The sequence below is a fragment of the Pseudomonas sp. NY15364 genome (assembly GCF_048068235.1).
Taxonomy (GTDB): domain Bacteria; phylum Pseudomonadota; class Gammaproteobacteria; order Pseudomonadales; family Pseudomonadaceae; genus Aquipseudomonas; species Aquipseudomonas mendocina_D.
In genome coordinates, this window is the sequence record NZ_JBLUPX010000009.1 from 117,037 (window position 1) to 140,810 (window position 23,774).

Annotated in this window: 21 protein-coding genes and 1 pseudogene; 11 read left to right on the plus strand and 11 right to left on the minus strand. The window is 63.1% G+C overall.

The genetic code is table 11. From position 1 onward, the window contains the following. Nucleotides 1-247: 247 nt before the first annotated feature. The gene (locus tag ACNFCJ_RS10375) at nt 248-2,302 is read right to left on the minus strand and encodes a TonB-dependent receptor (protein WP_416771189.1); all 2,055 of its coding nucleotides are present in this window, start codon (nt 2,300-2,302) and stop codon (nt 248-250) included. A 328-nt stretch (nt 2,303-2,630) separates the two neighbouring features. Here ACNFCJ_RS10375 and ACNFCJ_RS10380 point away from each other — a divergent pair, with 328 nt between their 5' ends. Next, entirely contained in the window at nt 2,631-4,304 is a 1,674-nt protein-coding gene (locus ACNFCJ_RS10380; RefSeq protein WP_416771191.1) for a diguanylate cyclase, read from the plus strand. 153 nt (nt 4,305-4,457) lie between these two features. Next, nucleotides 4,458-4,757, plus strand: a complete 300-nt coding sequence (locus ACNFCJ_RS10385) for a chorismate mutase (RefSeq protein ID WP_416771193.1) — start codon at nt 4,458-4,460, stop codon at nt 4,755-4,757. Nucleotides 4,758-4,781: 24 nt separating this feature from the next. On the opposite strand, the gene ACNFCJ_RS10390 is transcribed toward ACNFCJ_RS10385, so the two are convergent. From ACNFCJ_RS10390 to ACNFCJ_RS10415, 6 genes and pseudogenes are all read right to left on the minus strand, one after another. Then, the gene (locus tag ACNFCJ_RS10390; protein WP_416771194.1) at nt 4,782-5,408 is read right to left on the minus strand and encodes a LysE family translocator; all 627 of its coding nucleotides are present in this window, start codon (nt 5,406-5,408) and stop codon (nt 4,782-4,784) included. A gap of 202 nt (nt 5,409-5,610) precedes the next feature. Continuing rightward, a pseudogene (locus tag ACNFCJ_RS10395) lies at nt 5,611-5,706 on the minus strand (hypothetical protein); the annotation flags it as partial. Nucleotides 5,707-6,073: 367 nt separating this feature from the next. Beyond that, nucleotides 6,074-6,289, minus strand: a complete 216-nt coding sequence (locus tag ACNFCJ_RS10400; RefSeq protein WP_416771196.1) for a hypothetical protein — start codon at nt 6,287-6,289, stop codon at nt 6,074-6,076. 495 nt (nt 6,290-6,784) lie between these two features. After that, nucleotides 6,785-8,983, minus strand: coding sequence for a putative bifunctional diguanylate cyclase/phosphodiesterase (locus tag ACNFCJ_RS10405; protein ID WP_416771197.1), 2,199 nt, complete (start codon nt 8,981-8,983; stop codon nt 6,785-6,787). A gap of 242 nt (nt 8,984-9,225) precedes the next feature. After that, complete coding sequence (locus tag ACNFCJ_RS10410; protein WP_416771198.1) at nt 9,226-10,038, minus strand: alpha/beta fold hydrolase; 813 nt, start codon at nt 10,036-10,038, stop codon at nt 9,226-9,228. Nucleotides 10,039-10,155: 117 nt separating this feature from the next. Beyond that, nucleotides 10,156-11,217, minus strand: coding sequence for an AI-2E family transporter (locus ACNFCJ_RS10415; RefSeq protein WP_343352468.1), 1,062 nt, complete (start codon nt 11,215-11,217; stop codon nt 10,156-10,158). Between the two features lie 156 nt (nt 11,218-11,373). Between ACNFCJ_RS10415 and ACNFCJ_RS10420 the strand changes: the two genes are divergently transcribed. Next, nucleotides 11,374-12,078: a class I SAM-dependent methyltransferase gene (locus ACNFCJ_RS10420; protein ID WP_416771200.1), complete on the plus strand. Its 705-nt coding sequence runs from the start codon at nt 11,374-11,376 to the stop codon at nt 12,076-12,078. A gap of 6 nt (nt 12,079-12,084) precedes the next feature. On the opposite strand, the gene ACNFCJ_RS10425 is transcribed toward ACNFCJ_RS10420, so the two are convergent. Together ACNFCJ_RS10425 and ACNFCJ_RS10430 are read right to left on the minus strand one after the other, a co-directional pair. Next, nucleotides 12,085-12,474, minus strand: coding sequence for a GFA family protein (locus ACNFCJ_RS10425; protein WP_416771202.1), 390 nt, complete (start codon nt 12,472-12,474; stop codon nt 12,085-12,087). Nucleotides 12,475-12,585: 111 nt separating this feature from the next. Beyond that, entirely contained in the window at nt 12,586-12,951 is a 366-nt protein-coding gene (locus ACNFCJ_RS10430; RefSeq protein ID WP_179576150.1) for a DUF7079 family protein, read from the minus strand. A 215-nt stretch (nt 12,952-13,166) separates the two neighbouring features. Here ACNFCJ_RS10430 and ACNFCJ_RS10435 point away from each other — a divergent pair, with 215 nt between their 5' ends. Beyond that, a complete protein-coding gene (locus ACNFCJ_RS10435; RefSeq protein ID WP_416771203.1) occupies nt 13,167-14,867 on the plus strand; it encodes an amidase in 1,701 nt (566 codons plus the stop codon). Nucleotides 14,868-14,992: 125 nt separating this feature from the next. On the opposite strand, the gene gspD is transcribed toward ACNFCJ_RS10435, so the two are convergent. Both gspD and ACNFCJ_RS10445 read right to left on the minus strand, forming a co-directional pair. After that, nucleotides 14,993-16,930 carry a type II secretion system secretin GspD gene (gene gspD, locus ACNFCJ_RS10440; RefSeq protein ID WP_416771204.1) on the minus strand — a complete coding sequence of 646 codons (1,938 nt, stop codon included), beginning with the start codon at nt 16,928-16,930 and terminating at the stop codon, nt 14,993-14,995. A gap of 4 nt (nt 16,931-16,934) precedes the next feature. After that, nucleotides 16,935-17,576 carry a type II secretion system protein N gene (locus ACNFCJ_RS10445; RefSeq protein ID WP_416771206.1) on the minus strand — a complete coding sequence of 214 codons (642 nt, stop codon included), beginning with the start codon at nt 17,574-17,576 and terminating at the stop codon, nt 16,935-16,937. A gap of 236 nt (nt 17,577-17,812) precedes the next feature. On the opposite strand from ACNFCJ_RS10445, the gene gspE reads away from it, so the two are divergent. From gspE to gspK, 7 genes are all read left to right on the plus strand, one after another. Then, complete coding sequence (gene gspE / locus ACNFCJ_RS10450; protein ID WP_099525188.1) at nt 17,813-19,300, plus strand: type II secretion system ATPase GspE; 1,488 nt, start codon at nt 17,813-17,815, stop codon at nt 19,298-19,300. A 111-nt stretch (nt 19,301-19,411) separates the two neighbouring features. After that, nucleotides 19,412-20,629: a GspF family T2SS innner membrane protein variant XcpS gene (xcpS, locus tag ACNFCJ_RS10455; protein WP_416771208.1), complete on the plus strand. Its 1,218-nt coding sequence runs from the start codon at nt 19,412-19,414 to the stop codon at nt 20,627-20,629. A gap of 4 nt (nt 20,630-20,633) precedes the next feature. Then, nucleotides 20,634-21,059 (plus strand): type II secretion system major pseudopilin GspG, encoded by a 426-nt coding sequence (gene gspG / locus ACNFCJ_RS10460; RefSeq protein WP_099525190.1) that lies wholly within the window; start codon nt 20,634-20,636, stop codon nt 21,057-21,059. Nucleotides 21,060-21,150: 91 nt separating this feature from the next. After that, a complete protein-coding gene (gene gspH / locus ACNFCJ_RS10465) occupies nt 21,151-21,660 on the plus strand; it encodes a type II secretion system minor pseudopilin GspH (RefSeq protein WP_416771209.1) in 510 nt (169 codons plus the stop codon). Next, on the plus strand, nt 21,657-22,043 hold the full coding sequence (gspI, locus tag ACNFCJ_RS10470) for a type II secretion system minor pseudopilin GspI (protein WP_416771210.1): 387 nt from the start codon (nt 21,657-21,659) through the stop codon (nt 22,041-22,043). Before gspH ends, gspI begins: the two co-directional genes overlap by 4 nt. 47 nt (nt 22,044-22,090) lie before the next feature. Continuing rightward, nucleotides 22,091-22,786: a type II secretion system minor pseudopilin GspJ gene (gene gspJ, locus ACNFCJ_RS10475; protein ID WP_416771246.1), complete on the plus strand. Its 696-nt coding sequence runs from the start codon at nt 22,091-22,093 to the stop codon at nt 22,784-22,786. Further along, complete coding sequence (gene gspK, locus ACNFCJ_RS10480; RefSeq protein WP_416771212.1) at nt 22,783-23,733, plus strand: type II secretion system minor pseudopilin GspK; 951 nt, start codon at nt 22,783-22,785, stop codon at nt 23,731-23,733. Before gspJ ends, gspK begins: the two co-directional genes overlap by 4 nt. Nucleotides 23,734-23,774: the final 41 nt, after the last annotated feature.

Below are 23,774 nucleotides of genomic sequence, written 5' to 3' on the forward strand. Positions count from 1 at the left end.
GTCGTAGGGTGCGCCGCGCGCACCGGGGCAAGCCGTCACCACGCCGGTGCTGACCGTCAGCTCCTTGAACGCAAAAAGGCCAGGGTTCGTCCCTGGCCTTTTCATTGATGATTTGCGCCGTGTACAACCGATGTTGTCGAGGTGCCCTGGCGGTGCGCACGGCGCACCCTTGTTCGCTGGCCACACCATGTTGTGCGTGCAGGAGTCCGTTTTCGAGCTCCTGCAGGCCAGGTTGCAGCCGGGCGGCTTAGAGTTTCATGTTCACCGACAGATAGGCCGAGCGACCTGGAGCAGGGGAGAACATCGGTTGTTCGTCGCCAGCGGCCCAGAAGAAGTTGTCGAACCATACGTACTCGTAGTCGCGGTCGGTCAGGTTCTTCATCTGCAGATCGAGGCTGGTGGTAGCCGATAGCTGATAGCGCACGTTGGCATCGAGCACCGCGAAGCCGCCGTACTTGCCTTGTTCGTTCAGCTCGTCGATGTAGTAGTCGCCCTGCGCGCGGGCCGACAGGCCGAAGCGCCAAGCGTCGTTGAACTGATAGTCGACTCCTGCATTGCTGATGTAGCGCGGCGTGGAGAACACTTCCTTGCCCGACAGAGACTGGCCGCCCGCGGTGAACGCGCTGACCACCTTGGCCTCCTGAATAGCGTGCGAGCCCCACACCGTCCACTGGTCGTTCAGCTGCGCACTGAGCTGCATGTCGATGCCGCGACGCTTGGTTTCACCCAAGCCGACGGTGGTGCCGGTGCTGGGCATGTTGGCCACTTCGCCGGTAGCTTCCTGTTGCCATACGGCGATCCGCGCCTCCGAGCCGGCGAACGGCTTGAACTTCACTCCCACCTCTTTACCGGTGTTGATCGACGGTTTGTACGACGCCTGGCCAGCGGTCATGTAGGCCGGTGCGGTGGAGCCGGTAAGGATCTGGAAGGTACGGCCCCAGTTGGCGTAGACGTTGAGATCCGGGGTGATGCTGTACACCACGCTGAGCTTGGGTTGCTCGATCCAGCCGTAGTCCTGCAGCTCGGCTTTCGTCCCGTCGGCCAGCTCGGTGTTGCCGGAGAATTTGTCGACGCGGTACGCCGGGATGATCTTCAACTGCTCGATGGGCTGGATGATCGCCTGGGCATAGGCGCCGGTGTTGTACAGCGTGTAGCTGTCGTCGTTCTGTGTGCGTGCCGGTGGCGCGTCGAAATCGGTGGGGATACCGAAGTTGTAGCGATAGCGGCGGTATTCGTTGTTCTGCTGCTCGTAGTTGATGCCGCCGTCGAGGGTCAGCATCTCGTGGGCGCGCCAGGTCAGGTTGCTCAACACGCCGGTCTGGCGTTCCTGCCACTGGCGGCGCTGACGCGGAGCGTTGCCGACCGGATAGCTGGTGAAAGTCACGGTGCGGTCATCGTCGTAGCTGTTGTAGTACAGCTTGTTGCTCAGGCTCAGGTCATCGCTGAGCTGGAAATCGGCATGCGCGCTGAGGTGCTTCATGTCGCGGTCGTCGCCATCGTTGGCGTTCTTCTCCGGCGACTGCGAGCGGCTCGCGGCCAGCTCCTGTGCGGTGAGAAAACCCGGCTCCTCGGCCTGGTGATGGTAGAGGCGAGCGACTATGCCGAGCTTCATGGTCTGTTCGTCACCGGTGACGAACCATTTGCCGCCCAGGGAATATTTGTTGGAGTTGCTGTTGTCGCGGAAACCGTCGGAATCCTGCTTGGCCAGAAAGTAGTTCTGCGCGAAGTTGCCTTCCTCGCGGCCGACGGCCAGCTGGAATTCGCGGGTGTTGAAGCTGCCGTAGGTCAGGCGGCCGTCGGTGTAGTTGCCGCCCTGGCGGGTGACGAAATTGATGTTGCCGCCGATGTTGTGCAGGCCGTAGCGCGGGTCATTGGTGCCGCGCACCACCTCGATGTATTCCAGATCCAGCGGGAAGACCATGTCGATGAAGCGCTGGTTGCCGCTGTTGACGTTGCTCGGTACGCCGTCGATCAGCGTCTTGATGCCATTGATGTAGCCCTCGCCGTTGAACGCACGGAAGGTCACCTTGCCGGACTCGGCGCCCATGCGCGTCTCGGTCAGCTGGATGCCGGGCATCTGGCCCACCAGCTCCCAGCTGTTCATCACGTTCTTATCCTCGATCTTGTCGCTGCTCATGATGTCGACCGAGGACAGAATGCTGTCGGTGCGCAGCGTGCCGCTGGCCTCCGGGGTGACGTAGACCGAACCGAGTGAAACGGTGGAGTTGCCGGATGAGGCAGCGTGAATCTGAGGCGTGACCAGGGCGGTCATGACGGCGAGGGAGGCCGAAGTGGCTTTCATGGGTATTCCTAGCGTTGCGTTTTCTAAGTGAGGGAGGGATGTGCGTTGGCCTACTGGAGTGGCTGGCGACGTCCAGGCGGCAGCGCGGGATGTATCGGTAAATGATTTATCTGAAATATGTTATATCATAACAATTTTAAGGCGCACGGCTACTCTGAAAACCCGCAACCAGAGCCAGTGCAGGCCCTGGCCAGACTGATCGGGGGTTGAGTATCCGGCGCAAAGGCTGATAAATAGTGGCTTTAGGTGCACGAACGATTAGACGCCGGCTCAGCAATGGCGTATCAATATCAGGCGCCTTCCGCGTTTCAATCCAAGCAGAACCACTATGCAGCCCCTGTGTTCGGTCAATGCGCCCACCAGCGCCAATGATGAGCGGCTCGATGGCTTCGTGCGTCTGCTTAGCCGCTATTTCGACTCGGCCGCCGCGCTGGTCTCCGGCGTTGGGGCTGCACGGCATATATGGGCCAGCCCTGGTCTGAGCGACGCTCGTCTGGCAAGGCTCATCGACACTCGCGAGACCTCACCCACCTCCCTGGTTTGGCCCTTGCAGATGCAAGAGGGCGTCAGGCTCGGCACGCTGTACCTGCATTTCGACCCGCCCCGCACGCTCGACGCCAAGCAGCACGAAGCCCTGCAGGACTTCGTCGCACTGGCCCTCGACCTGCTGGCGCGCGAAGCGCAAGAGGCCCGCCAGCGCCATGAAGTCGCCGCCCTGCATGCCAGCGAGCGGCGCATGGCACTGGCCATCGCCGGTAGCGGTACAGGCATTTGGGACCGCGACATCACCACCGGCGACATCCATTACTCCAGCAGCTGGAAGGCGCTGCTTGGCTATGCTGATCACGAAATCGGCAATCGCATCGAAGAGAGCTATACCCGCGTGCACCCGGCTGACCTCGACTACGTGCGCACGACCATCCAGGCGCATCTGGATCAACGCACCGAAGCCTATGAAGTCGAGCACCGCCTGCGTTGCCGCGACGGCCAGTACAAATGGGTATGCAGCCGCGGCAAGGTGGTCGAGCGCGGCATGCACGGCAAACCGCTGCGCATGATTGGCACCACCACCGACATCACCGCCATGCGCCGCCTGTCCGAGCAGGTACAGCAGACCGCGGCCCTGATGACCGACCTGACCAATGAAATCCCCGGCATGGTCTTCCAGTTCCGCCGGCAGGTCGACGGCACCTCTGCCTTCACCTACGTCAGCGCCGGCGCGCAAGCCATCTGCGGGCTCAGTGCGATGCAACTGATGCAGGACGCTCAGGCGCTGACGGCCATCGTCCACCCGGACGACCGCATGGCCTTCATCGACTCCCTGCAACTATCGGCCGAAGAACTGACGGACTGGTATCTGGAGTTTCGCGTGCAGGTACCGGGGCGTGAAATCGCCTGGTGCCAGGGCGAAGCCTGCCCGCGCCGCGAAGAAGACGGCAGCGTGGTCTGGCATGGCTTCATGACCGACGTCACCGAGCGCAAGCAGATCGAAGCCGAGTTACAGGCCTTCGCCACCACCGACTTCCTCACCCAGCTCGCCAACCGCCGGCATTTCATGCGCCAGCTCGAAGCCGAACTGGCGCGCCTGCAACGCAGCCCCGAGCAAAGTGCGGCGATTCTGATGTTCGACCTGGACTACTTCAAGACCATCAACGACCGCTGGGGCCACAACGTCGGCGACCAGGCCCTGCGTCACTTCGCGGCGATTCTCTGCACCCAGTTGCGCAAGACCGACACCGCCGGGCGCCTGGGTGGCGAAGAGTTCGCCGTGGTGCTCAGCGAGGCGGATCTGGACCAGGCCATGCACTTCGCTACGCGCATCCAGAACGAACTGGCCAAGGCGCCGATCATGCACGCCGGGGAGCCGATCTTCCTCGCCGTCAGCGTTGGCATTTCCTCGCTCAACGCCAGCGATGCCAGCGTCGAGGCCGCGCTGTCACGTAGCGATATCGCCCTGTATTGCGCCAAGCGAGGCGGGCGCAATCGCATCGAGCATCACTAACGCGGGCTGGCCCAGCCAGGCTCGATCAGGCGTAAGAGACACGCGTCACAGCCAATGCCCGCCGCGTAAAAACGGTGGGCAGCTGCGCTGGACGCATGGCGCCATGCTGACTAACGTGGTTGCCCCATTCGAACCACCACAGGAAATCGTCATATGGACGTGCAATGCAATTCCCTTGAAGAGGTGCGCGAGCGCATCGACCAGATCGATCGCGCCATGGTCGACCTCATCGCTCAACGCGGCGGTTTCGTCGCTCAGGCGGCGCGATTCAAGAAAGACAGTGCAGACGTTCGCGCCCCTGCGCGCGTCGAGCAGATCATCGCCAAGGTGCGTGCGCTCGCCGATGAGCGTGGCGCCTCGGCAGCGGTCGTGGAGCAGGTTTACCGCGCGATGATCGCCGCATTCATCGAGGAAGAACTGCGTACCCATGCCGCCTTGAGCGCAGATGCCTGAACGGCGCCAGCGCTGACGCTGAGCCTAACGCTGGCTCAGCGTCGCCACTGATACGCCGGAGGCCACGAAGGTCATCCCGGCCCCCAGGTTCAAACCCTTCACCACCCGTGGCTGCACCTGCAGATAGCGCGACAGCGAAGTGGCGAACACACCCATCAGCGTGAAGCCCACAGCCGTCAGCACCGCGAACCACAGGCCGTAAACCAGCATCTGCGTGCTCACCGAGCCGCGCTGCGGATCGACGAACTGCGGGATGAACGCCGGCACGAAAAAGCCCGGCTTGGGGTTGAGCGCGGCGGACAGAAAACCGGTGAGAAAGATGCTTAGCAGCGACTGCCGGGTGACGGAGCGAAAGCTGATCAGATTGCGCGTGCGCAGCACCTTGATGCCCAGCCAGAGCAGATAACCAGCGCCGATGCACTTGATCAGCCAGAACGCCAGCTCCGAGGTCTGCATCAGCAACGTCAGCCCCAGCGACGCCGCCAACACGTGAAATAGAATCCCGGTGCCCGACGCCATACCTGAAACGATGGCCGCCAGGCGCCCTTGGCCGAGCCCGCGCGCCACTGCCAGCAGATTGTCCGGGCCGGGAGCCAGCACCAGCAAAATGCAGGCGCCCGTATAAGCCAGCCAGGTATCGATAGGGAACATGCACACCTCCATGCCGAAATGAACGAGGGCTCCGTCCCCAGGGACGGCCGACACTAACGCAGCGTAATTGGCCGGGGCAAACCATCGCGGCCGGAAATGCGACACAGCTGCCGAACGGTAAATACAGAGGGATGCAACTCGCGGCTTATCAACGAGTGGCCTCTCTCTGTGGCAAGTGACGACTCAAATGCAGGCCTCCAGCCTATAACTGCAACTCCGTGCGCCTGGCCTTATGCTCACCGCCAAGCGGCGAGCACAGGCGCTGATGGATGCGGCTGAGAAAGCTCAGCTCGAAGGCCTGCCGCTGAGCACCGGACGGGAGTGATGCTGTTTCTGGTGGAAACCGTCCTGCACTTTGCCGTCGCCACCTAGTGGCTCGAGCGCAACGCCAAGGTGTGGCTGCTTCTGCGCGAACCGGTGATCATCGCCGGTATTGCTGGCGTGCTGGCGTGCTGGTGAGCATGTCGGGTATCGCGATGTGGCCGCCTTTCTCTCCGCGATCAAGATCATCGCCGACGTGTCCACCGGCCTGATGTTGTTCTCCTCGCTGGCACTGGTTCTACGCCTGGCATAGAGGCTCGTGCGACTGTACCGGGGCATACCATTGGGGATTTGTTTACCCTCTCATGGTTATGCCTAGGGCTGGACGGTCACTTCTGCGGGTTTTATGGGGTTGCGGCAGTGTGTAATGGATAGATCACTTCGTGGGTATCCAGATTGTGAATTTCCGATTTGATCGTAATGGTCGAAACCTCACGTCCCGGAGGCCCGCTGATATCGTCGCGAGTGGAGATATCCACCACGTAGCGCTGCTCCGCGCGGAACTCAATGTCCTGCGCACCGAAGCCGCACTTCGCTCCGCCTGTACCCAGTGCATTCATGGAGACCCAGCACCAGCTCAGGGAGTGCTTGTCAGGTGTCAGCCGCAGAGCCTGCTTGCCAGAAACATCGAGGATCGAACGGCGCCCGGCAGTTGTTGACCATCTACATGCGTGGCCAGCAGTAGCCGATGAAAAGGCCCACCCAACGCGCGATATCGCGTGGTTGAGAAGTACACAACGGGCGCGTCAGGCGTGCTGCTGGAAAGGTCATAAGGTGTCATCGACTCCGGCGCCTAGTCACCTTGGTGATCCTTGTACTGATAATTGGAGCAGGCCGTCATCAGACCCGCGACCAGCAGGACGCCAGGCAGTTTGAGGCGGGACATAAATGAGGGATGGCGCATAGTCATTCGTGCTTCCTTGCTGAATTGGGCTGCGGAGGAGAACGGGTCGAAAGTGGGTCCGTAAATTATCGGTCTGACCACTTCGGCAGACTCGCTGACAGTTCGTGGAAGCAGCGCAGCGAGGGGCCTGCCTTCTAAGAAAACCTGTCCTTTACCTCCTCAAGAAAACCTCAAGTTCTTCGTAATTCATCGGTTTGGCAAAGTAATACCCCTGCAACACATCGCACCTGCTGCCCTTTAAAAAAGCCGCCTGAGATTCGGTTTCAACACCTTCGGAGACCACTGTCAGGCTCAGGTGGTGCGCCATAGAGATAATGCCCTGAATGATTGCGGCATCGTGGCGATCCGTGCCGAGCTCCTGGATAAACGAGCGGTCGATCTTGATCTTGTCTATCGGCAAGCGTTTGAGATAGCTGAGACTGGAAAATCCGGTGCCGAAATCATCGAGCGCAATGCGCACTCCCAAAGCCTTGAGCCGGTGCAATGTCTCGATCGCTTGTTCAGCGTTATGCAGCAAAAGCGATTCGGTAATCTCCAGTTCCAACTGCTCACCACGGAGTCCGTACTTCCCCAGGATGGTTTGGACAAATTGAACGAAATGACCACGTTGGAAATGCATTGGCGAAATGTTCACAGCCATCGAGATGTCAGTGATGCCTTGTTCGCCTAACTGGCGCAGTTGAGCGCAAGCCGTATCGAGTACCCAAAGGCTTAGCGGGATGATCTGGCCGCTGTCCTCCGCCACTGGTACAAATACCGCTGGTGAGATAAATCCCCTTTGCGGATGCTCCCAGCGCAATAGCGCTTCGATCCCGGATACTCGCCCCGTACGCATTTCTATCTGTGGCTGATAATGCAACTCGAGCGATTCAGTATCGATGGCCTTCTGTAGGTCGTTGCGTAGTCTCGCGTGTTCACAAACGCGCTCATTAAGATCGCTGGTGTACCACTGAAAATTATTTCGCCCCTGCTGCTTGGCTTTGTACATGGCCATGTCAGCCTGCTGAATGAGCAGCATCGGTGGCTCGGTATAACCATCGCTCAGTGTGAGGCCAACACTTGCGCTAACGTGCAGGTCAATGCCGCGGATGCAGTAGGGCCTGGCTATGCCAGCCATCAGTCGTTCGGCCACCGATACAACATCGTCATCACGCAGCAGGTTCGGAAGCAGAACGATAAATTCGTCGCCGCCCATGCGCACGATGGTATCGCCGGGGCGAACGTGCTGGGCCATACGCTGCGCCACCTCAATCAGCACTTGATCGCCGAAACTGTGCCCAAGCGAATCGTTGATGGATTTGAATCCATCCAGATCGATGCACATTACCGCCATGCGACGCTTGTGCCGGCGACTGATGTGACAGCCCTCAATAAGCCGATCTTCAAGAGTCACACGGTTAAGCAAACCTGTCAGGCGATCATGACAGGCGTTGAAGCTCAACTCGCGCTCGTAGTGCTTCTGCTCGCTGATATCCCTGACCACTGCGAATACCCCGACGATCTCGCCATCGACCCTGATCGGCAGGTTGGAAATGTCCATGGTCAACAACGTTTCGCTCTCGTCGCGAACCCGGGCTTCGAAACGCTGGGGTTGTCCGGTGCAGGCTGCAGAGAAATGTAGACCTACCCGTTGCTGGTCCTCTTCTACCACCAGATTGACGAAGTGAAGACCGATCAGGCCGGCAGTGGTGCATGGCTTGAGCGTCAAACCTGCGGGATTCACACTCTGGATTCTGCCGGCCAGATCGAGAGCAAACACCGGGTTGGGGTTGTAGGTGAACAATGAGCGAAAACGTTGTTCGCTTTCCTCCAGGCTTCGGCCGTCGCACTCACGGCGGATCGCAATGGCAGCCAGTTGGGCCGCGCAGCTCAGTCGCTGAATCTGCGCTTCGTCCGGCGCCTGGACGCGGTTCTGATACAAGGCAAACGTACCCAACACGCGTCCTTCATGGGAGAGCAACGGCATCGACCAGCAGGAGTGCAGGTTATGCCCCAGCGCCAGGCTGCGGAAACGCTCCCAGCTTGGGTCTTGGGCGATGTCTTCGGTGACCACCAACTCACGCCGGAACGCTGCAGAACCGCAGGTTCCCTCCTGTGGCCCAATGGCCATTCCATGAATCGCCTGGCTGTATTCAATCGGCAAACCGGGCGCCGCACCGCTGAGCAAGCGTTTGCCCTCGGCATCAGCGAGCAGGATCGAGCTGAAGATTTCGGGGGACTGTGCGTCGAGCATCTGGCAAATGGCGCAGAGTATTTCGTCCAGATGACGGTCGGTCGCGATCATATCGAGGATGTCACGCTGCGACTTGGAAAGCGTCTTGCTGTTAAAGCTCGTGGAACAAGTATTCATGCGGGATCTTGAAGACTCTCGATGTCATCCGATCTTCAGAGAGCCTGAAATAGTGAGCGATCGAGCACTTTCGACTAGCGCATCGGGTGCATTTTTATAAGAGCACTGATCCAGCCAGAAAAGCTTCAGATCGGCCACGAAAAACCATATCAGATGTTTCCTCTTTGGCTGTTTTCGCTGCTCTCGGTACGCGTCAAGAATCGCTTCAGATGGCAGCAGTCGAGTAACCAAGCCACCCAACATCACCCGCTGGCGAGCCGCTCACAAATCATTGGCGCTGCCGCATACAGACAGGAGTAGTGAGAAAGCACCTCCATCCGCTCGACGTGCGCGTTGCCTGGGAGGCGCTCAGCCAGATACGTCGACATAGCGAAGGGCGACCAATTGTCCGCCGTACCATGCCACAGGCAGGCATTTGCCTCACTGGCGAAGACGCCGGCTGACCAGGGCTCGAGATATTGCTGTATGTCCCGCGTATAGCCGGTCGTGCCTTGGGCAAAGCACTGTTGCAGTACCTGGCAGATAAGCGCTTTGAACTCTGGTGATTTCACCAGCTCCCGGTCTTGCCCCTGAGCGCTGGCGAACAACATGCGAAACAGCAGCTGCGGTGCGCGTTTGGCCAGTAGCGCCTGCCACCTCACCAGCCACAGGAACAAACCTGGGCTGCGTTGGGCCAGCGAGAACACGGCCTTGCCCGCCATCTGATCGAGGAAGTCTCCACCATCGAGCGGGGCGGCGGCGGAAACCAGGTGCAGGCTGCGAACCTGGCCTGGCATAAGGGCAGCGACTTCCAAGGCGGCATGCGTGCCGAGGGAAAAACCGATGAAGTCGACCTGAGCACCTTGCACGGTCTCGCTGATCGCCTGGGCAATCTGTCGGTAGTAGTCAGCGCCGGTTATGGCGTGGTCGATGGCGAATCGGTCGAAACAGAGAATGCGCAGGCCCTGTTCTCGGGCCGGCGCGTCGAATACGGAGGCCTCAGAAGGCGAGCCCGGCACCCCGTGGAAGTAAACGACCGGTTTGCCAGCCGGGTTTCCGTATTCGCTGAAGACCATCGCTAGTTCCGAGCAAAGTGGCGTCTCGGTCTTTTATCACCACCTTGCTGAATACGCGCTAGGGCGAACTGCCGCATTGCCTTCTGGGTTCGAGCCCCGGAATGAACCGGGCTCGATTCACGCCGGCAACCTGACCTTCTTCTTCGCCCCGAACAGGTTCCAGCTGGCCACGAACAGCGCCGCCACCAGCGGGCCGATCACGAAGCCGTTGAGGCCCAGCAGCGAGAGACCACCAAGGGTGGAGATGAGGATCAGGTAGTCGGGCATGCGGGTGTCCTTGCCGACCAGGATGGGGCGCAGGATGTTGTCCACCAAACCGATCACCAGCACGCCGAAGGCGGTGAGGATGATGCCTTGCACCATGCTGCCACTAAGCATCAGGTAAATGGCTACCGGTGCCCAGATGATGCCGGCGCCGGCTGCCGGCAGCAGTGACAGAAACGCCATCAGTACGCCCCATAGCAACGGGCTGTAGAGGCCCAGCGCCCAGAATATGAAACCACCGAGCGCGCCCTGTACGGCAGCGACCACCACGTTGCCTTTCACCGTGGCGCGCACCACGCGGGTGAATTTGATCTGCAGGCGGCGTTTGGTTGTGTCGGCCAGCGGGATGGCGCCTCGGATTCTATGCACCAGATCCTTGCCGTCACGTAGCAGGAAGAACAGCAGGTAGAGCATCACGAAGAAACCGATGAAGAACTCGAAGGTGCCCTGGCCTATGGCGAATACCTTGGTCGCCAGGTATTGGCTGCCGGCCATGGCGCCCTTGGAGATCTGTTCGCGCAGGCCTTCGAGGTTGCTTATGCCGACGCGGTCGAGCTGTTCCTGGATCGACGGCGGCAGCATCTGGATGAAACTGGTGACGTAGGCGCCGGTATCCAGCTCGCCCGATTCCAGCTTCTGGTACAGGGCGGTGCCTTCGGCCACCACGGCGGAGGTGATGAAGATCACCGGCAGAATCGCCACCAGCAAGCAGATGATCAGCGTCAGCAGGGCGGCCAGGTTGCCTCTGCCGCCAGTGCGCCGCAGCAGGCGCTCCTGCAGCGGTGCGAACACCACGGCCAGGACCATGGCCCAGAACACCGCGCCATAGAACGGCAGCAGTATCCAGAAGAAGGCGATGGTCACCAGTACGAGCAGGAGGATGAAGGCTTTCTGTTCGAAGGTCGGGCTCTGCATATTGGGTTCGCTTGGAAGAGGCATGCCACTTAGTCCCCTGATGTTCTGGCAAAGTGCCCACAAAGTTGGATTGGGCTTGTAGTCGCGCGCTGGGGGGATTGACAGCTCTGGGATACTGGAAGGCGTGAGGGGATCATTCGAGACGGAGGCATGGCCATGCGTGATGAGGAAATCAAGGCGCTGTTCGACCAACAGGCGGCGGGCTACGACAAGCAATGGGCGGGGATGGCGCCGATTCGCGAGGCGCTGTATTTGCTGCTCGATGCGCTGTTCATCGACCTGCCGGCCGACGCGCGGATACTCTGCGTGGGCACCGGTACGGGCGCGGAAATCGCGCACATGGCCGAGCGCTTTACGGGCTGGCGCTTCACTGCGCTCGATCCGTCCGGGGCGATGCTCGAGGTGTGTCGTCAGCGCGCGGAGCACGGCCGCTTTGCCGAGCGCTGCGACTTTCATGAGGGCTATCTGGATACGCTGGCGCCTGGGGCGGCCTACGATGGCGCGACCTGTTTTCTGGTGTCGCAGTTTCTGCTCGAACCGGCGGTGCGTACCGGGTTCTTCGGCCAGATCGCGCAGCGCCTGAAACCCGGCGGGCTGCTGGCCAGTGCTGATCTGGCAGCGGATATCCAGTCGCCGGCCTACGAGGTATTGCTGCCTGGCTGGATGACGCTGATGTCAGCGGCCGGGGTCGATGCGCAGATGCTGGAGCGTGTGCGCGCAGCCTACGCTCGCGATGTGGCGGTGCTACCGGCGCAGCAGGTGGCGGGCATCATCCAGGCCGCTGGTTTCGAGGCACCGGTGCAGTTCTTCCAGGCCGGGCTGATGCATGGCTGGGTAAGTCGGCGCGCAGCTGATGCTTGAGTGGTACTACTCGTGACGCGTGCTGCGGTCGCGGTCGCCTGGGTAGTGGCGGTCGAAGGGCAAGGGCGGTAGCCAGGCTTCGCGGCGGATGGTCCAGAGTTCGTAGGTGGGGGTGAAGAGGTTCGGTGCATCCAGCGAGCCGACGTTGACCTCGACTTCATCCCCCGAGCGCGCGAACACCGGCGAGCCGCAACGCGGGCAGAAGTGGCGGCCGGCGTACTGGCCGGTTTCGCCCTCTACCGTCACCGCGTCCTGCGGGAATATCGCCGAGGTATGGAAGAGGGCGCCGTGGTGCTTGCGGCAGTCCATGCAGTGGCAGACGCCGACCCGATAAGGCTGGCCGCTGGTTTCGAAACGCACCTGGCCGCAGAGGCAGCCGCCGGTGAGGTTGGGCATGGCGATGTTCTCCTGTTTCGTGTGCAGGGACTGAGAACATAGCAGGTGGCTTATTCTCTAGGAGTCCGCTTGCGGGCGATCCTGAGAAGAGCATCGCCCGCAAGCGGGCCCCTACGGTTTTGTAAGGCTGCGATCCAGCTCCTGCTCGATCTTCGCCCATTCCGCTTTCAGGGCGCGACGCAGGTAGGCGATGAAGAGTCGGTCGCGCAGGCGGCGCAGGGTGGAACTCTGTCGCGCCGCCTGGGCTTGCTCGATGGTCGCGCTGAGCCAGGCGCTGTCGAAGCCTGTCCAGATCGGTGGAATGGGCGCGAGCATGTTGGAGTAGCACGCGGGCGCGACGTCCTGGTAGAAGGCGGCTTGTACGGTGGCGCGGTCGAAACCTGCCACCTGACGGGCGATATATCCGTAGTCGACTTCGGTGTCGACGAATACGTCCGACAGCGCCGACCACAGCTGAATGCGTTCTTCGCGGGTCATAAGCCTGTTCTGCCCAATGCAGCGTAATCGGTGGCGAGACTGTAATGGCTGGCGCGCATCCTGGCCATTGCCGCGGGCTGCTGCGAGGGCCTGGGGGGATGTATCATCGGGCACATGGTTGCATGGCTGAATCTGCCCGTGAGCGTCGGCCGTGCAAGCGCTGTTTTCGTATCCGTGGCCTTAGACGCGGCCCGCCATTTGCGAGTGATGACACCATGATCGAGGTAACCGAAGTTTCCATTGCCGAGCTGCGCGCCGCGCTGGAGTCCGGCCGCACCACGGCGGTCGAACTGGTCAAGGCCTATCTGGCACGTATCGACGCCTACGACGGCGCGGACACGCCGACCCGGCTCAACGCGGTGGTGGTGCGCAACCCCGATGCGCTGAAGGAGGCCGAGGCCTCCGATGCACGCCGCGCTCGCGGCGAGACGCTGAGCCCACTTGATGGCATTCCCTACACCGCCAAGGACAGCTATCTGGTCAAGGGCCTGACGGCGGCCTCCGGCAGCCCGGCGTTCAAAGACCTGGTGGCGCAGCGTGATGCCTTCACCGTCGAGCGCCTGCGTGCGGCTGGGGCCATCTGCCTGGGCAAGACCAACATGCCGCCGATGGCCAATGGCGGCATGCAGCGCGGCGTCTATGGCCGTGCCGAAAGCCCGTACAACGCCGATTACCTGACGGCGCCGTTCGCTTCGGGCTCGTCCAACGGCGCCGGCACGGCGACCGCTGCCAGCTTCTCCGCCTTCGGCCTGGCCGAAGAAACCTGGTCCAGCGGACGTGGCCCGGCGTCGAACAACGGCCTGTGCGCCTACACGCCGTCGCGCGGGGTGATCTCGGTACGCGGTAACTGGCCGCTGACGCCGACCATGGACGTGGTCGTGCCCTACGCCCGGACCATGGCCGACCTGCTGGAAGTGCTCGATGTGGTGGTGGCCGACGATGCCGACAGCCGTGGCGACCTGTGGCGTTTGCAGCCCTGGGTGCCGATCCCGAAAGCCTCCGAGGTGCGTCCCGCGTCCTACCTGGCGCTGGCGGCCAAGGCCGACGCGCTCAAGGGCAAACGCCTGGGCGTGCCGAAGATGTTCATCAACAAGGACGAGTTGGCCGGCACCAGCGAGTCGCCCGGTATCGGCGGGCCGACTGGCCAGCGCATTCACACCCGGCCGACGGTGATCGCCCTGTGGGAAGCGGCACGCCAGGCACTGGAAGCGGCCGGCGCCGAGGTAGTGGAAGTGGACTTCCCGCTGGTGTCCAACTGCGAGGGGGATCGCCCCGGTGCGCCGACCGTGTTCAATCGCGGCATCGTCACGCCCGAGTTTCTGCATGACGAACTGTGGGAGCTGAGTGGCTGGGCCTTCGACGATTTCCTGCAGGCCAATGGCGATCCCAAGCTCAATCGTTTAGCCGATGTCGATGGCCCGCAGATCTTCCCGCACGACCCCGGCACCCTGCCGAATCGCGAGGGCGATCTGGCGGCGGGCATGGACGAATACGTCAACATGGCCAAGCGCGGCATCAAACCCTGGGACCAGATCGCCACGCTGCCCGACGGCCTGCGTGACCTGGAGCACACCCGCAAGATCGATCTGGAAGACTGGATGGATCAACTGGGGCTGGACGCTGTGCTGTTCCCCACCGTGGCCGACGTTGGCCCGGCGGATGCCGATGTGAACCCGGCCTCCGCCGACATTGCCTGGAGCAACGGTGTGTGGGTGGCCAACGGCAACCTGGCGATCCGTCACCTGGGCGTGCCGACCGTCACCGTGCCGATGGGCGTGATGGCCGATATCGGCATGCCGGTGGGCCTGACCTTCGCCGGCCGTGCCTATGACGACTCGGTGTTGCTGCAACTGGCGGCAGCCTATGAGGCCACCGGCAGCAAGCGACTGGTGCCGCCGCGTACGCCAGCGTTGTGAGGTGCCCCTGCGGCCCCCGTGGGAGGGGCTTTAGCCGCGACGGCTGCGGAGATCGTCGCCGCTAAAGCGCCTCCCACGGTTTGTGGCGCTCCACGATTCGGCGTGTTGCAACCAGCGCTCTACCTTTACTCTCGCAAATCCACCGCCGGTGCGCCCTGGCCATCGAACAGCTGGCCCGGGGTGCTGGGCAGGATGCTCGGGCGGCCGTTGCTGCCATCGCCGAGGATGCGGATGTCGCTGTACTTCTTGCCGGACAGCGCAGCCAGGCCGGCGCCGTCACGTACCACGGTGGGCCGCAGGAACACCATCAGGTTGCGCTTGATGTGCGAGTCGCGGGTCGAGCGGAACAGCCCGCCAATCAGCGGAATGTCACCGAGCAGCGGCACCTTGGAGGTGGCCTGGGTGACGTCGTCCTGAATCAGGCCGCCGAGCACGATCACCTGGCCGTCGTCGGCGAGGATGGTGCTCTTGATCGAGCGCTTGTTGGTCACCAGGTCGACCGCCTGGGCGTTGAGCCCGGTGCTGGGAGCGAGGGAGGAAATTTCCTGCTCGATCTCCAGGCGCAGGGTGGCGCCTTCATTGATGTGCGGCGTGACCTTGAGGGTGACGCCGATGTCCTGGCGCTCGATGGTGGTGAAGGGGTTGCCGGCACCGGATGCGTCGGTGGTGTAGGAGCCGGTCTGGAATGGCACGTTCTGGCCGACGAGGATTTCCGCCTTCTGGTTGTCCAGGGTCAGCAGGCTCGGCGTGGACAGCAGGTTGCTCTTGCTGTTGGCCGACAAAGCAGTGATCAGCGCGCCGAAGCGGTCGCTGCCGATGCCGATGATGGCGCCGTCGGGCAGGGTGGTGCCGTCGGGAATTTCGCCATCCTGCAGAATCTGCAGCACGGTGCCGACCGACAGGCCGGTGCCACCGAAATTCACCCCACCCAGGCCACCGGTACTGCCGCGTGCGTCCACCGCCCACTGCACGCCGACGGCATCGGTGATGTCGCCGGAAATCTCGACGATGGCTGCCTCGACCATCACTTGCGCACGCGGTACATCGAGCTGACGCACGATGTCTTCGAGAGTGGCCACCAGGTCCGGTTCGGCCAGCAGCACCAGGGCGTTGAGGCTCTCGTCGGCGCGGATGAGGATGTTCGACTGCTTGCCGGTGGTTTCGCCGTTCTGCTGCTTCTTCAGACCTTCGGAGATTTCTCCGAGGGTTTCGGCCAGGGACTTGGCGTCGTTGTGACGCAGGCGAATCACCCGTGTGTTGGCCGAGCGGCTGGTGGGCGTATCCAGTGAGCGGGCGAGGTCGGCCAGCTTGGCGCGGGCGTCCGGCGGGCCGAGCAGGATCAGGCGATTGGTGCGCGCATCGGCCACCACCTGGGTGGCGCTGGTGCCCTTGGCCTGGCCACGGGCGATGGCGGTGTTGAGCACTTCGGCCGCGTCCATCACCCAAGCGTTCTGCAGGGTGACCACACTGAAGTCCTGCGCGCCGCTCTGGTCGAGCTGGCGCATCAGGTCTTCGATGCGGGCGATGTTGGCGCTGCGGTCGCTGATGATCAGCGCGTTGGCCGAGGTGACGGCGGCCAGGTGGCCGTATTGCGGTACCAGCGGGCGAATCAGCGGGATCAGCTCGGCCACGGGCGCGTGCTGCACCTGGATCAGGCGGGTTTCCAGGCGATCAGGCGCTGGGCGGCCGGCATCGGCTTCAGCCTTGGCCTCGGCGTTGGGCACGATGCGCGCCTGGTCGCCCTGGGTCAGCACGCTGAAACCGTGGGTGGCCATGACCGAGAGGAACAGCTGGTAGACCTCGGACAGCCCCAGCGGCGTGCTCGACACCACGTTGACCTGGCCTTTCACGCGCGGGTCGACGACGAAGGTCTGCCCGGTGATGCTGGCGATCTGGTCGACGAACTCGCGGATGTCCGCGCCCTTGAGGTTGATGGTCCAGCTTTCTTCCTGCTGGTTAGCGCTGGTCGGCACCTGCTGGATCTGCGCGAGCAGGGGCAGCGGTGCGGTGGCCAGGCCGGCGGCGAGGAGGGCGAGGGTCAGTCGGCTACGGAAAAAATGCATCGGTTCAGTCGCTTTCCATGGGCTGATCGGGGGGCGTTTCCACAGGCTGGGTGCCGGAGGCTTCCATCTGCTCGCGCAGCGCCTGCATGCGCTGGCGCAGTTGTTCGAGGTTGTCCTGGTCGAGTTGATCGAGCTGTTGCAGCGAGTCTGGCGCTGCCGTTTCGACCGGCGGGGTATAGCTGTATTGGCTGCTGCTCGGGCGCGGGAAGGTGAGGCTTTCGCGGCGGCCGTTGCGCACCAGCTCTACGCGGTCGGCGTAGACGGCATCCAGGCGCACGCCGTTGTCCACGTCCGCGCCGACGGCAAAACGCTGGGCGCTCTGGCTCTGACGCTGGATCATCGCGCTGGAGCGTTGCGGGTCGCTGTGCACGAAGCTGCCAAGTAACGTCAGTTGCAGGTTGGTGGCCGGCGGCGGGCCGCTGTCGGCTTGGCGTGGCGTGCCGAACAGCTGGTCGATGGGCGCCTGCGCGCGTTGTTCGGGGCTGGGCGCGCTTTGGCTGGGCGCTTGCTGTACAGGGCTGCGCACCAGGCGCAGCAGTTCGGCGCTCTGCCAGGCCAGGCTCACGCTCAGGGCGATCAGCACGAGCATGCCGATCAGGCTCGGGGCATTGTCCTTGAGCCGTTGGGGAAGGGCCGAGATGGGCAAACTGTCACTCCGAAAACGACGTTCTAATTCTTCTTATATGCAGGGCGTCGCGCGCTGATCATAGCAGCCTGCGCGCGCTTGGCATCCCCCAAATAGGGTGGGTGTGCAGTTCCAGGCAATGTGATAAAGATAACGAGATAACCATTACAAGAAAGACCGTTCCAGAGGTGGCCCATTGGGCCAATTAGCCGGGTTAGGCTGTACTGCTGGGATAAGGTTCTGTTCTAAGGTCTCGCATGAACGCTTCGCTGCTGGAAACCCCATTGCGCCGCTTGCCCTTCAGTTTCGCCAAGCGTCATGGCCTGGTGTTCGTCATGCATGACGGGCGCGCCAGTTTGGCCCATCGCGCCGACTGCGACCTGGCTGCCCTGGCCGAGGCTCAGCGTTTCGCCGGGCGCAGCCTGCCGCTGCAGGTGCTCGATACCCAGGCGTTCGCCCAGGCGCTGGGCGCTGCCTATCAGCACGACTCCGCTTCCATGCAGCTGGCCGAGGATATCGGTGGCAGCTTCGACCTGGCCTCGCTGGCCGATCAGGTGCCGGAAACCGAAGACCTGCTGGAGCAGGAAGACGATGCGCCGATCATCCGCCTGATCAACGCCATTCTCGGCGAAGCGATCAAGGAAAACGCCTCCGATATCCACCTGGAAACCTTCGAGAAACGTCTTGTCGTGCGCTTTCGCGTCGATGGCATCCTGCGTGAGGTGCTCGAGCCCAAGCGCGAGCTGGCCGCCTTGCTGGTGTCACGGGTCAAGGTCATGGCGCGCCTGGATATCGCCGAGAAGCGCGTGCCGCAGGACGGGCGCATCTCGCTCAAGGTGGGCGGGCGCGAAGTGGACATTCGGGTGTCGACGCTACCCTCGGCCAACGGTGAGCGGGTGGTGCTGCGATTGCTCGACAAACAGGCCGGGCGCCTGTCGCTGCAGCACCTGGGTATGCGCGCCGAGGATCGTGCGCTGATGGAAGACACCGTGCGCAAGCCGCACGGCATTCTGCTGGTCACCGGCCCCACTGGTTCGGGCAAGACCACCACGCTGTACGCCAGCCTGGTCAGCCTCAACGACCATACGCGCAACATCCTCACCGTCGAAGACCCCATCGAGTACCACCTCGAAGGCATCGGCCAGACCCAGGTCAACACCAAGGTGGACATGACCTTCGCCCGTGGCCTGCGCGCCATCCTGCGCCAGGACCCGGACGTGGTGATGGTCGGCGAGATTCGCGACAAGGAAACCGCCGAGATCGCCGTGCAGGCCTCGCTGACCGGCCACCTGGTGCTGTCCACACTGCACACCAACAGTGCCATCGGCGCCATCACTCGCCTGGTGGACATGGGCGTGGAGCCCTTCCTGCTGTCGTCATCGCTGCTCGGCGTGCTGGCCCAGCGCCTGGTGCGCGTGCTGTGCCCGTCGTGCAAGGAACCCTATGCCGCCGATGCGGCCGAATGCGCGTTGCTCGGCGTGCCGGCCAGCTCGCCGCCGACGCTCTACCATGCGCGCGGCTGCGCCCATTGCCATCAGCAGGGCTATCGCGGGCGTACCGGCATCTATGAGCTGGTGGTGTTCGACGAAACCATGCGCACCCTGGTGCACAGCCGCGCTTCCGAGCAGGACATGACCCGCCACGCCCGCACGCTGGGCCCGAGCATCCGTGACGATGGCCGGCGCAAGGTGCTGGAAGGGGTGACCACGGTCGAGGAAGTGCTGCGCGTGACGCGAGAGGAATGATGGCAGGTGGGATGTTTTTAGGTGCGGCTTCACCCGTGAGTCGGGGTAGATCGCGGCTGAAACGGAATGCCGCCCAGCCGTTCCTACGGGAACAACCGGAGCGATTTGCCGATGGCTGCCTTTGAATATATCGCCCTCGACGGGCGCGGCCGCCAGCAGAAAGGTGTGCTGGAAGCCGACAGCGCGCGCCAGGTGCGCCAACTGCTGCGCGAGCGACAGCTGGCGCCGCTGGAGGTCAAGGCCACACGCAGCCGCGAGCAGGACAGCGGGCAGGCGCGCCTGGGTTTTGTACGTGGCCTGTCGGCGCGCGACCTGGCGCAGGTCACTCGCCAGCTGGCGACGCTGATCCAGGCGGCGCTGCCCATCGAAGAAGCGCTGCGCGCCGCTGCTGCGCAATCCACCAGTTCGCTTATCCAGGGCATGCTCCTGGCGGTGCGCGCCCGCGTGCTGGAAGGCCACAGCTTGGCCGGCAGTCTGAAGGAATTCCCCGCCGCTTTTCCCGAGCTGTACCGCGCCACGGTGGCCGCGGGTGAGCATGCCGGGCACCTTGGTCCGGTGCTGGAGCAATTGGCCGACTACACCGAACAGCGCCAGCAGTCGCGGCAGAAGGTGCAACTGGCGTTGCTCTATCCGGTCATCCTGATGTGCGCTTCCTTGCTGATTGTCGGCTTTCTGCTCGGCTACGTGGTGCCGGACGTGGTCAAGGTGTTCGTCGATTCCGGGCAGACATTGCCGGCGCTGACGCGCGGGCTGATCGCCCTGAGCGACTGGGTCAAGGCCTGGGGGCTGGTTGCCCTGGTGGCGCTGATCCTGGCGGTCGTCGCCTTGCGCGCAGCCCTGCGTGACGAGGAGTTCAAGTTGCGCTGGCATCGCTTTCTGCTGCGCATACCGTTGATCGGCCGGCTGGGCCGTGCCACCGATTGCGCGCGTTTCGCCTCCACACTGGCCATCCTCACCCGCAGTGGCGTGCCGCTGGTGGAGGCGCTGGCGATTGCTGGTGAGGTAATCGGCAATCGGGTGATCCGTGGCGAGGTGCAGGTGGCGGCACAGAAGGTGCGTGAGGGCGGCAGCCTGACCCGTTCTCTGGAGGCCACCGGGCAGTTCCCGCCGATGATGTTGCATATGATCGCCAGTGGCGAACGCTCCGGCGAACTGGATCAGATGTTGGCACGCACGGCGAAGAACCAGGAAAACGACCTCAGCGCGCAGATCGCCCTGCTGGTCGGACTTTTCGAGCCGTTCATGCTGGTCTTCATGGGGGCGGTGGTGCTGGTGATCGTGCTGGCCATCCTGTTGCCGATTCTTTCTTTGAACCAAATGGTGGGGTAATTAGGTGATACGCAGACAAGCAGGTTTCACACTCATCGAAATCATGGTGGTTGTCGTCATTCTCGGCATTCTGGCAGCGCTGGTGGTGCCGCAGGTGATGAGCCGGCCGGATCAGGCCAAGGTCACCGCCGCGCAGAACGACATCCGGGCCATCGGTGCGGCGCTGGATATGTACAAGCTCGACAACCACAACTACCCCAGCACCCAGCAGGGCTTGGAAGCTCTGGTGAGCAAACCGAGCGGCAACCCACAAGCGAAGAACTGGAACAAAGACGGCTACCTCAAGCGCCTGCCCATCGATCCCTGGGGCAACCCTTATCAATACCTGGCGCCTGGCACCAAGGGCGCCTTCGACCTTTATTCGCTTGGTGCGGACGGCAAGCAGGGTGGCAGCGACCTGAACGCCGATATTGGCAACTGGGATCTCTGACTCGACCATGCCGCCGTTCGCCTGTAGGAGCGAGCTCTGCTCGCGAAGCGTTCGACATCGTCCATGTTCGCGAGCAGAGCTCGCTCCTACATTGAAGGCGCAACGCGGCTTCACCCTTATCGAACTGCTGGTGGTGCTGGTCATACTCGGCAGCCTGATCGGTCTGGCGGTGTTCAGCACCGGCATCGCCGGGCCGGGGCGCGAGCTGCGCAGCGAGGCCGAACGCCTCAGTGGCTTGATCGGCGTGCTGCTCGACGAGGCGGTGCTGGATAACCGCGAATACGGCTTGAGCTTCACCCGTGAAGGCTATCGAGTCCTGCGCTATGACCCGCAGCGCGCCGAGTGGCAGGCGTTGGATCGTCAGGTTCATCGCCTACCGGAGTGGGCCGAGCTTGCCTTTGAAGTGGAGGGCGAGGCCCTGAGCCTGACGACCGAGGCTGGTGCTGATACGCCGCAGTTGCTGATTCTCTCAAGTGGCGAGCTGACGCCATTTCGCCTGCGCCTGGCCGAGCGCCGCCGCGAAGGCCTGCGCCTGCAATTGTCCAGTGATGGCTTCAGCTTGCCGCGTGTCGAGGAGTTGGGCGCGGGGCGTGCCGGATGAAGGGCGCGCGCGGTTTTACGCTGCTCGAGGTGATGGTGGCGCTGGCGATCTTTGCCCTGGTCGCCGCCAGTGTGCTGACCGCCAGTGCACGTAGCGTGCGTACCGCCAGCCAGCTGGAAGACAAGACCCTGGCCATGTGGGTGGCCGACAACCGCATGACGGAATTGCAACTCGCCGAGACCCCGCCCGCCGATGGCCGCGATCAGGGCCAGGTGGAATTCGCTGGGCGCCGTTGGTCGTGGCAGAGCGAAATCCAGGCCACCAGCGAGCCTGCCATGCGCCGTGTAACGCTGTGGGTCGCCGCCGAAGAGCGCGGCGCCAGTGGCGATCTGCGTGAGCGCGCGCAGGTCACGCTCAGCGGTTTCCTGGGGGCGCCGCGGTGACTCGTCTGCCCTGTAGGAACGAACTCTGCTCGCGAAATGGCCTCAACCTGGATTCGCGAGCAGCGCTCGCTCCTACAAAACCTGGTCAGCGCGGCTTTACTCTGCTGGAGCTGCTGATCGCCATCGCCATCTTCGCCCTGCTGGGGTTGGCCACCTACCGCATGCTCGACAGTGTGCTCAGCGCCGATGCCGTTACCCGTGAGCACGAACGTCAGTTGCGCGAGTTGACCCACGCCCTGTCAGCCTTCGAGCGCGATCTGCGCCAGGTGACGGTGCGGCCGATTCGCGATGGTTTCGGCGATGCTCAGCCAGCGCTGCACAGCGACCTGACCGATGCCACGGCGCTGGAGCTGACCCGCGCTGGCTGGCGCAATCCGCTGGGCCAACCGCGAGCCGAGGTGCAGCGGGTGCGTTGGCAGCTCAGTGACGAGCAATGGCAGCGCCGTTATTGGCGTGTGCTGGACCGCGCGCAGGACAGCGCACCGCAAATCCAGCAGGCACTCGATGGCGTCGAATCGCTGAGCCTGCGCTATCTGGACAAGGACGGGCAGTGGCAGCCCGACTGGCCGCCGACCAATGCCTCTGGCGATGTCCTGCTCACCGACTTGCCGCGCGCCATCGAGCTGCGCCTGCAGCATCGCCGTTATGGCGAACTGCGTCGCCTGCTGCGCTTGCCGGATTTGCCGGCAGAGAACCGTGCTGGCGAGTCGCCGGACGAGCCGAATGAGGTGCCGCAGTCATGAGGCGGCAGAACGGGGTTGCCCTGATCACTGTGCTGCTGGTGGTCGCCGTGGTGACGGTGGTCTGCGCTGGTTTGATCGCTCGCCAGCAGCTGTCGATCCGCAGCAGCGCCAACCAGTTGCACGTAACCCAAGCCTGGCACTACGCACTGGGCGGCGAGACCCTGGCCAAGGCGATTCTCGAACGCGATCTGCGTCAGGGTGATCCGCGCCAGCCGGTGGACCATCCGCTGGAGCCCTGGGCCCGGCCGCTGGCGCCGTTCCCGCTGGATGAGGGCGGCGAGCTGCATGTGCGTATCGTCGACCCCAGCGGTCGTTTCAATCTCAATAGTCTGGTGCGCCAGGGCCGACCGAACGAGCTGGCGGTGCTGCGTTTGCGTCGCCTGCTGCTGCGCCTGGGGATCGACAAACCTTATGCCGAGCGCCTGCTGGACTGGCTCGATAGCGACAGCGAGCTGCAGGGCGGCAATGGCGCGGAGGATGGCCAGTACCTGTTGGTGACACCGCCTTACCGCACGGCCAATCGCGAGATCACTGACGTGTCCGAACTGCGCCTGCTGCTGGAGATGGAGGAGGCCGACTACCGCCGCCTGCAACCCTTCGTCAGCGCGCTGCCGAGCGAGGCGCTGCTCAACGTCAACACGGCCAGTGCGATGGTGCTCTCCAGTCTGTCCGACGGCTTGAGCCCGGATGCGGCCATGTCGCTGATAGCCGGGCGCGGCGCCGAAGGCTATCCCAGCGCTGCGGCCTTCGCGGCTCAGCCTGCGCTTGCCGGCCTGGGCGAGCAGGTGGTGCAGGGGCTGGCGGTCGGCAGTCAGTATTTCGAGGTGTTCAGCGAAGTGAGCCTGGGTGACCGCCGGGTGGTCTTGCGCAGCCTGTTGCAGCGCAGCAATGATGGCCAGGTCAGTGTCCTGGCGCGTGATCTGGGGCAGGGCGGTATGCCGCCTTAGTCCATCGAGAGCCTGTTCAAAGCCTGCTGCGCGTCGGCCCT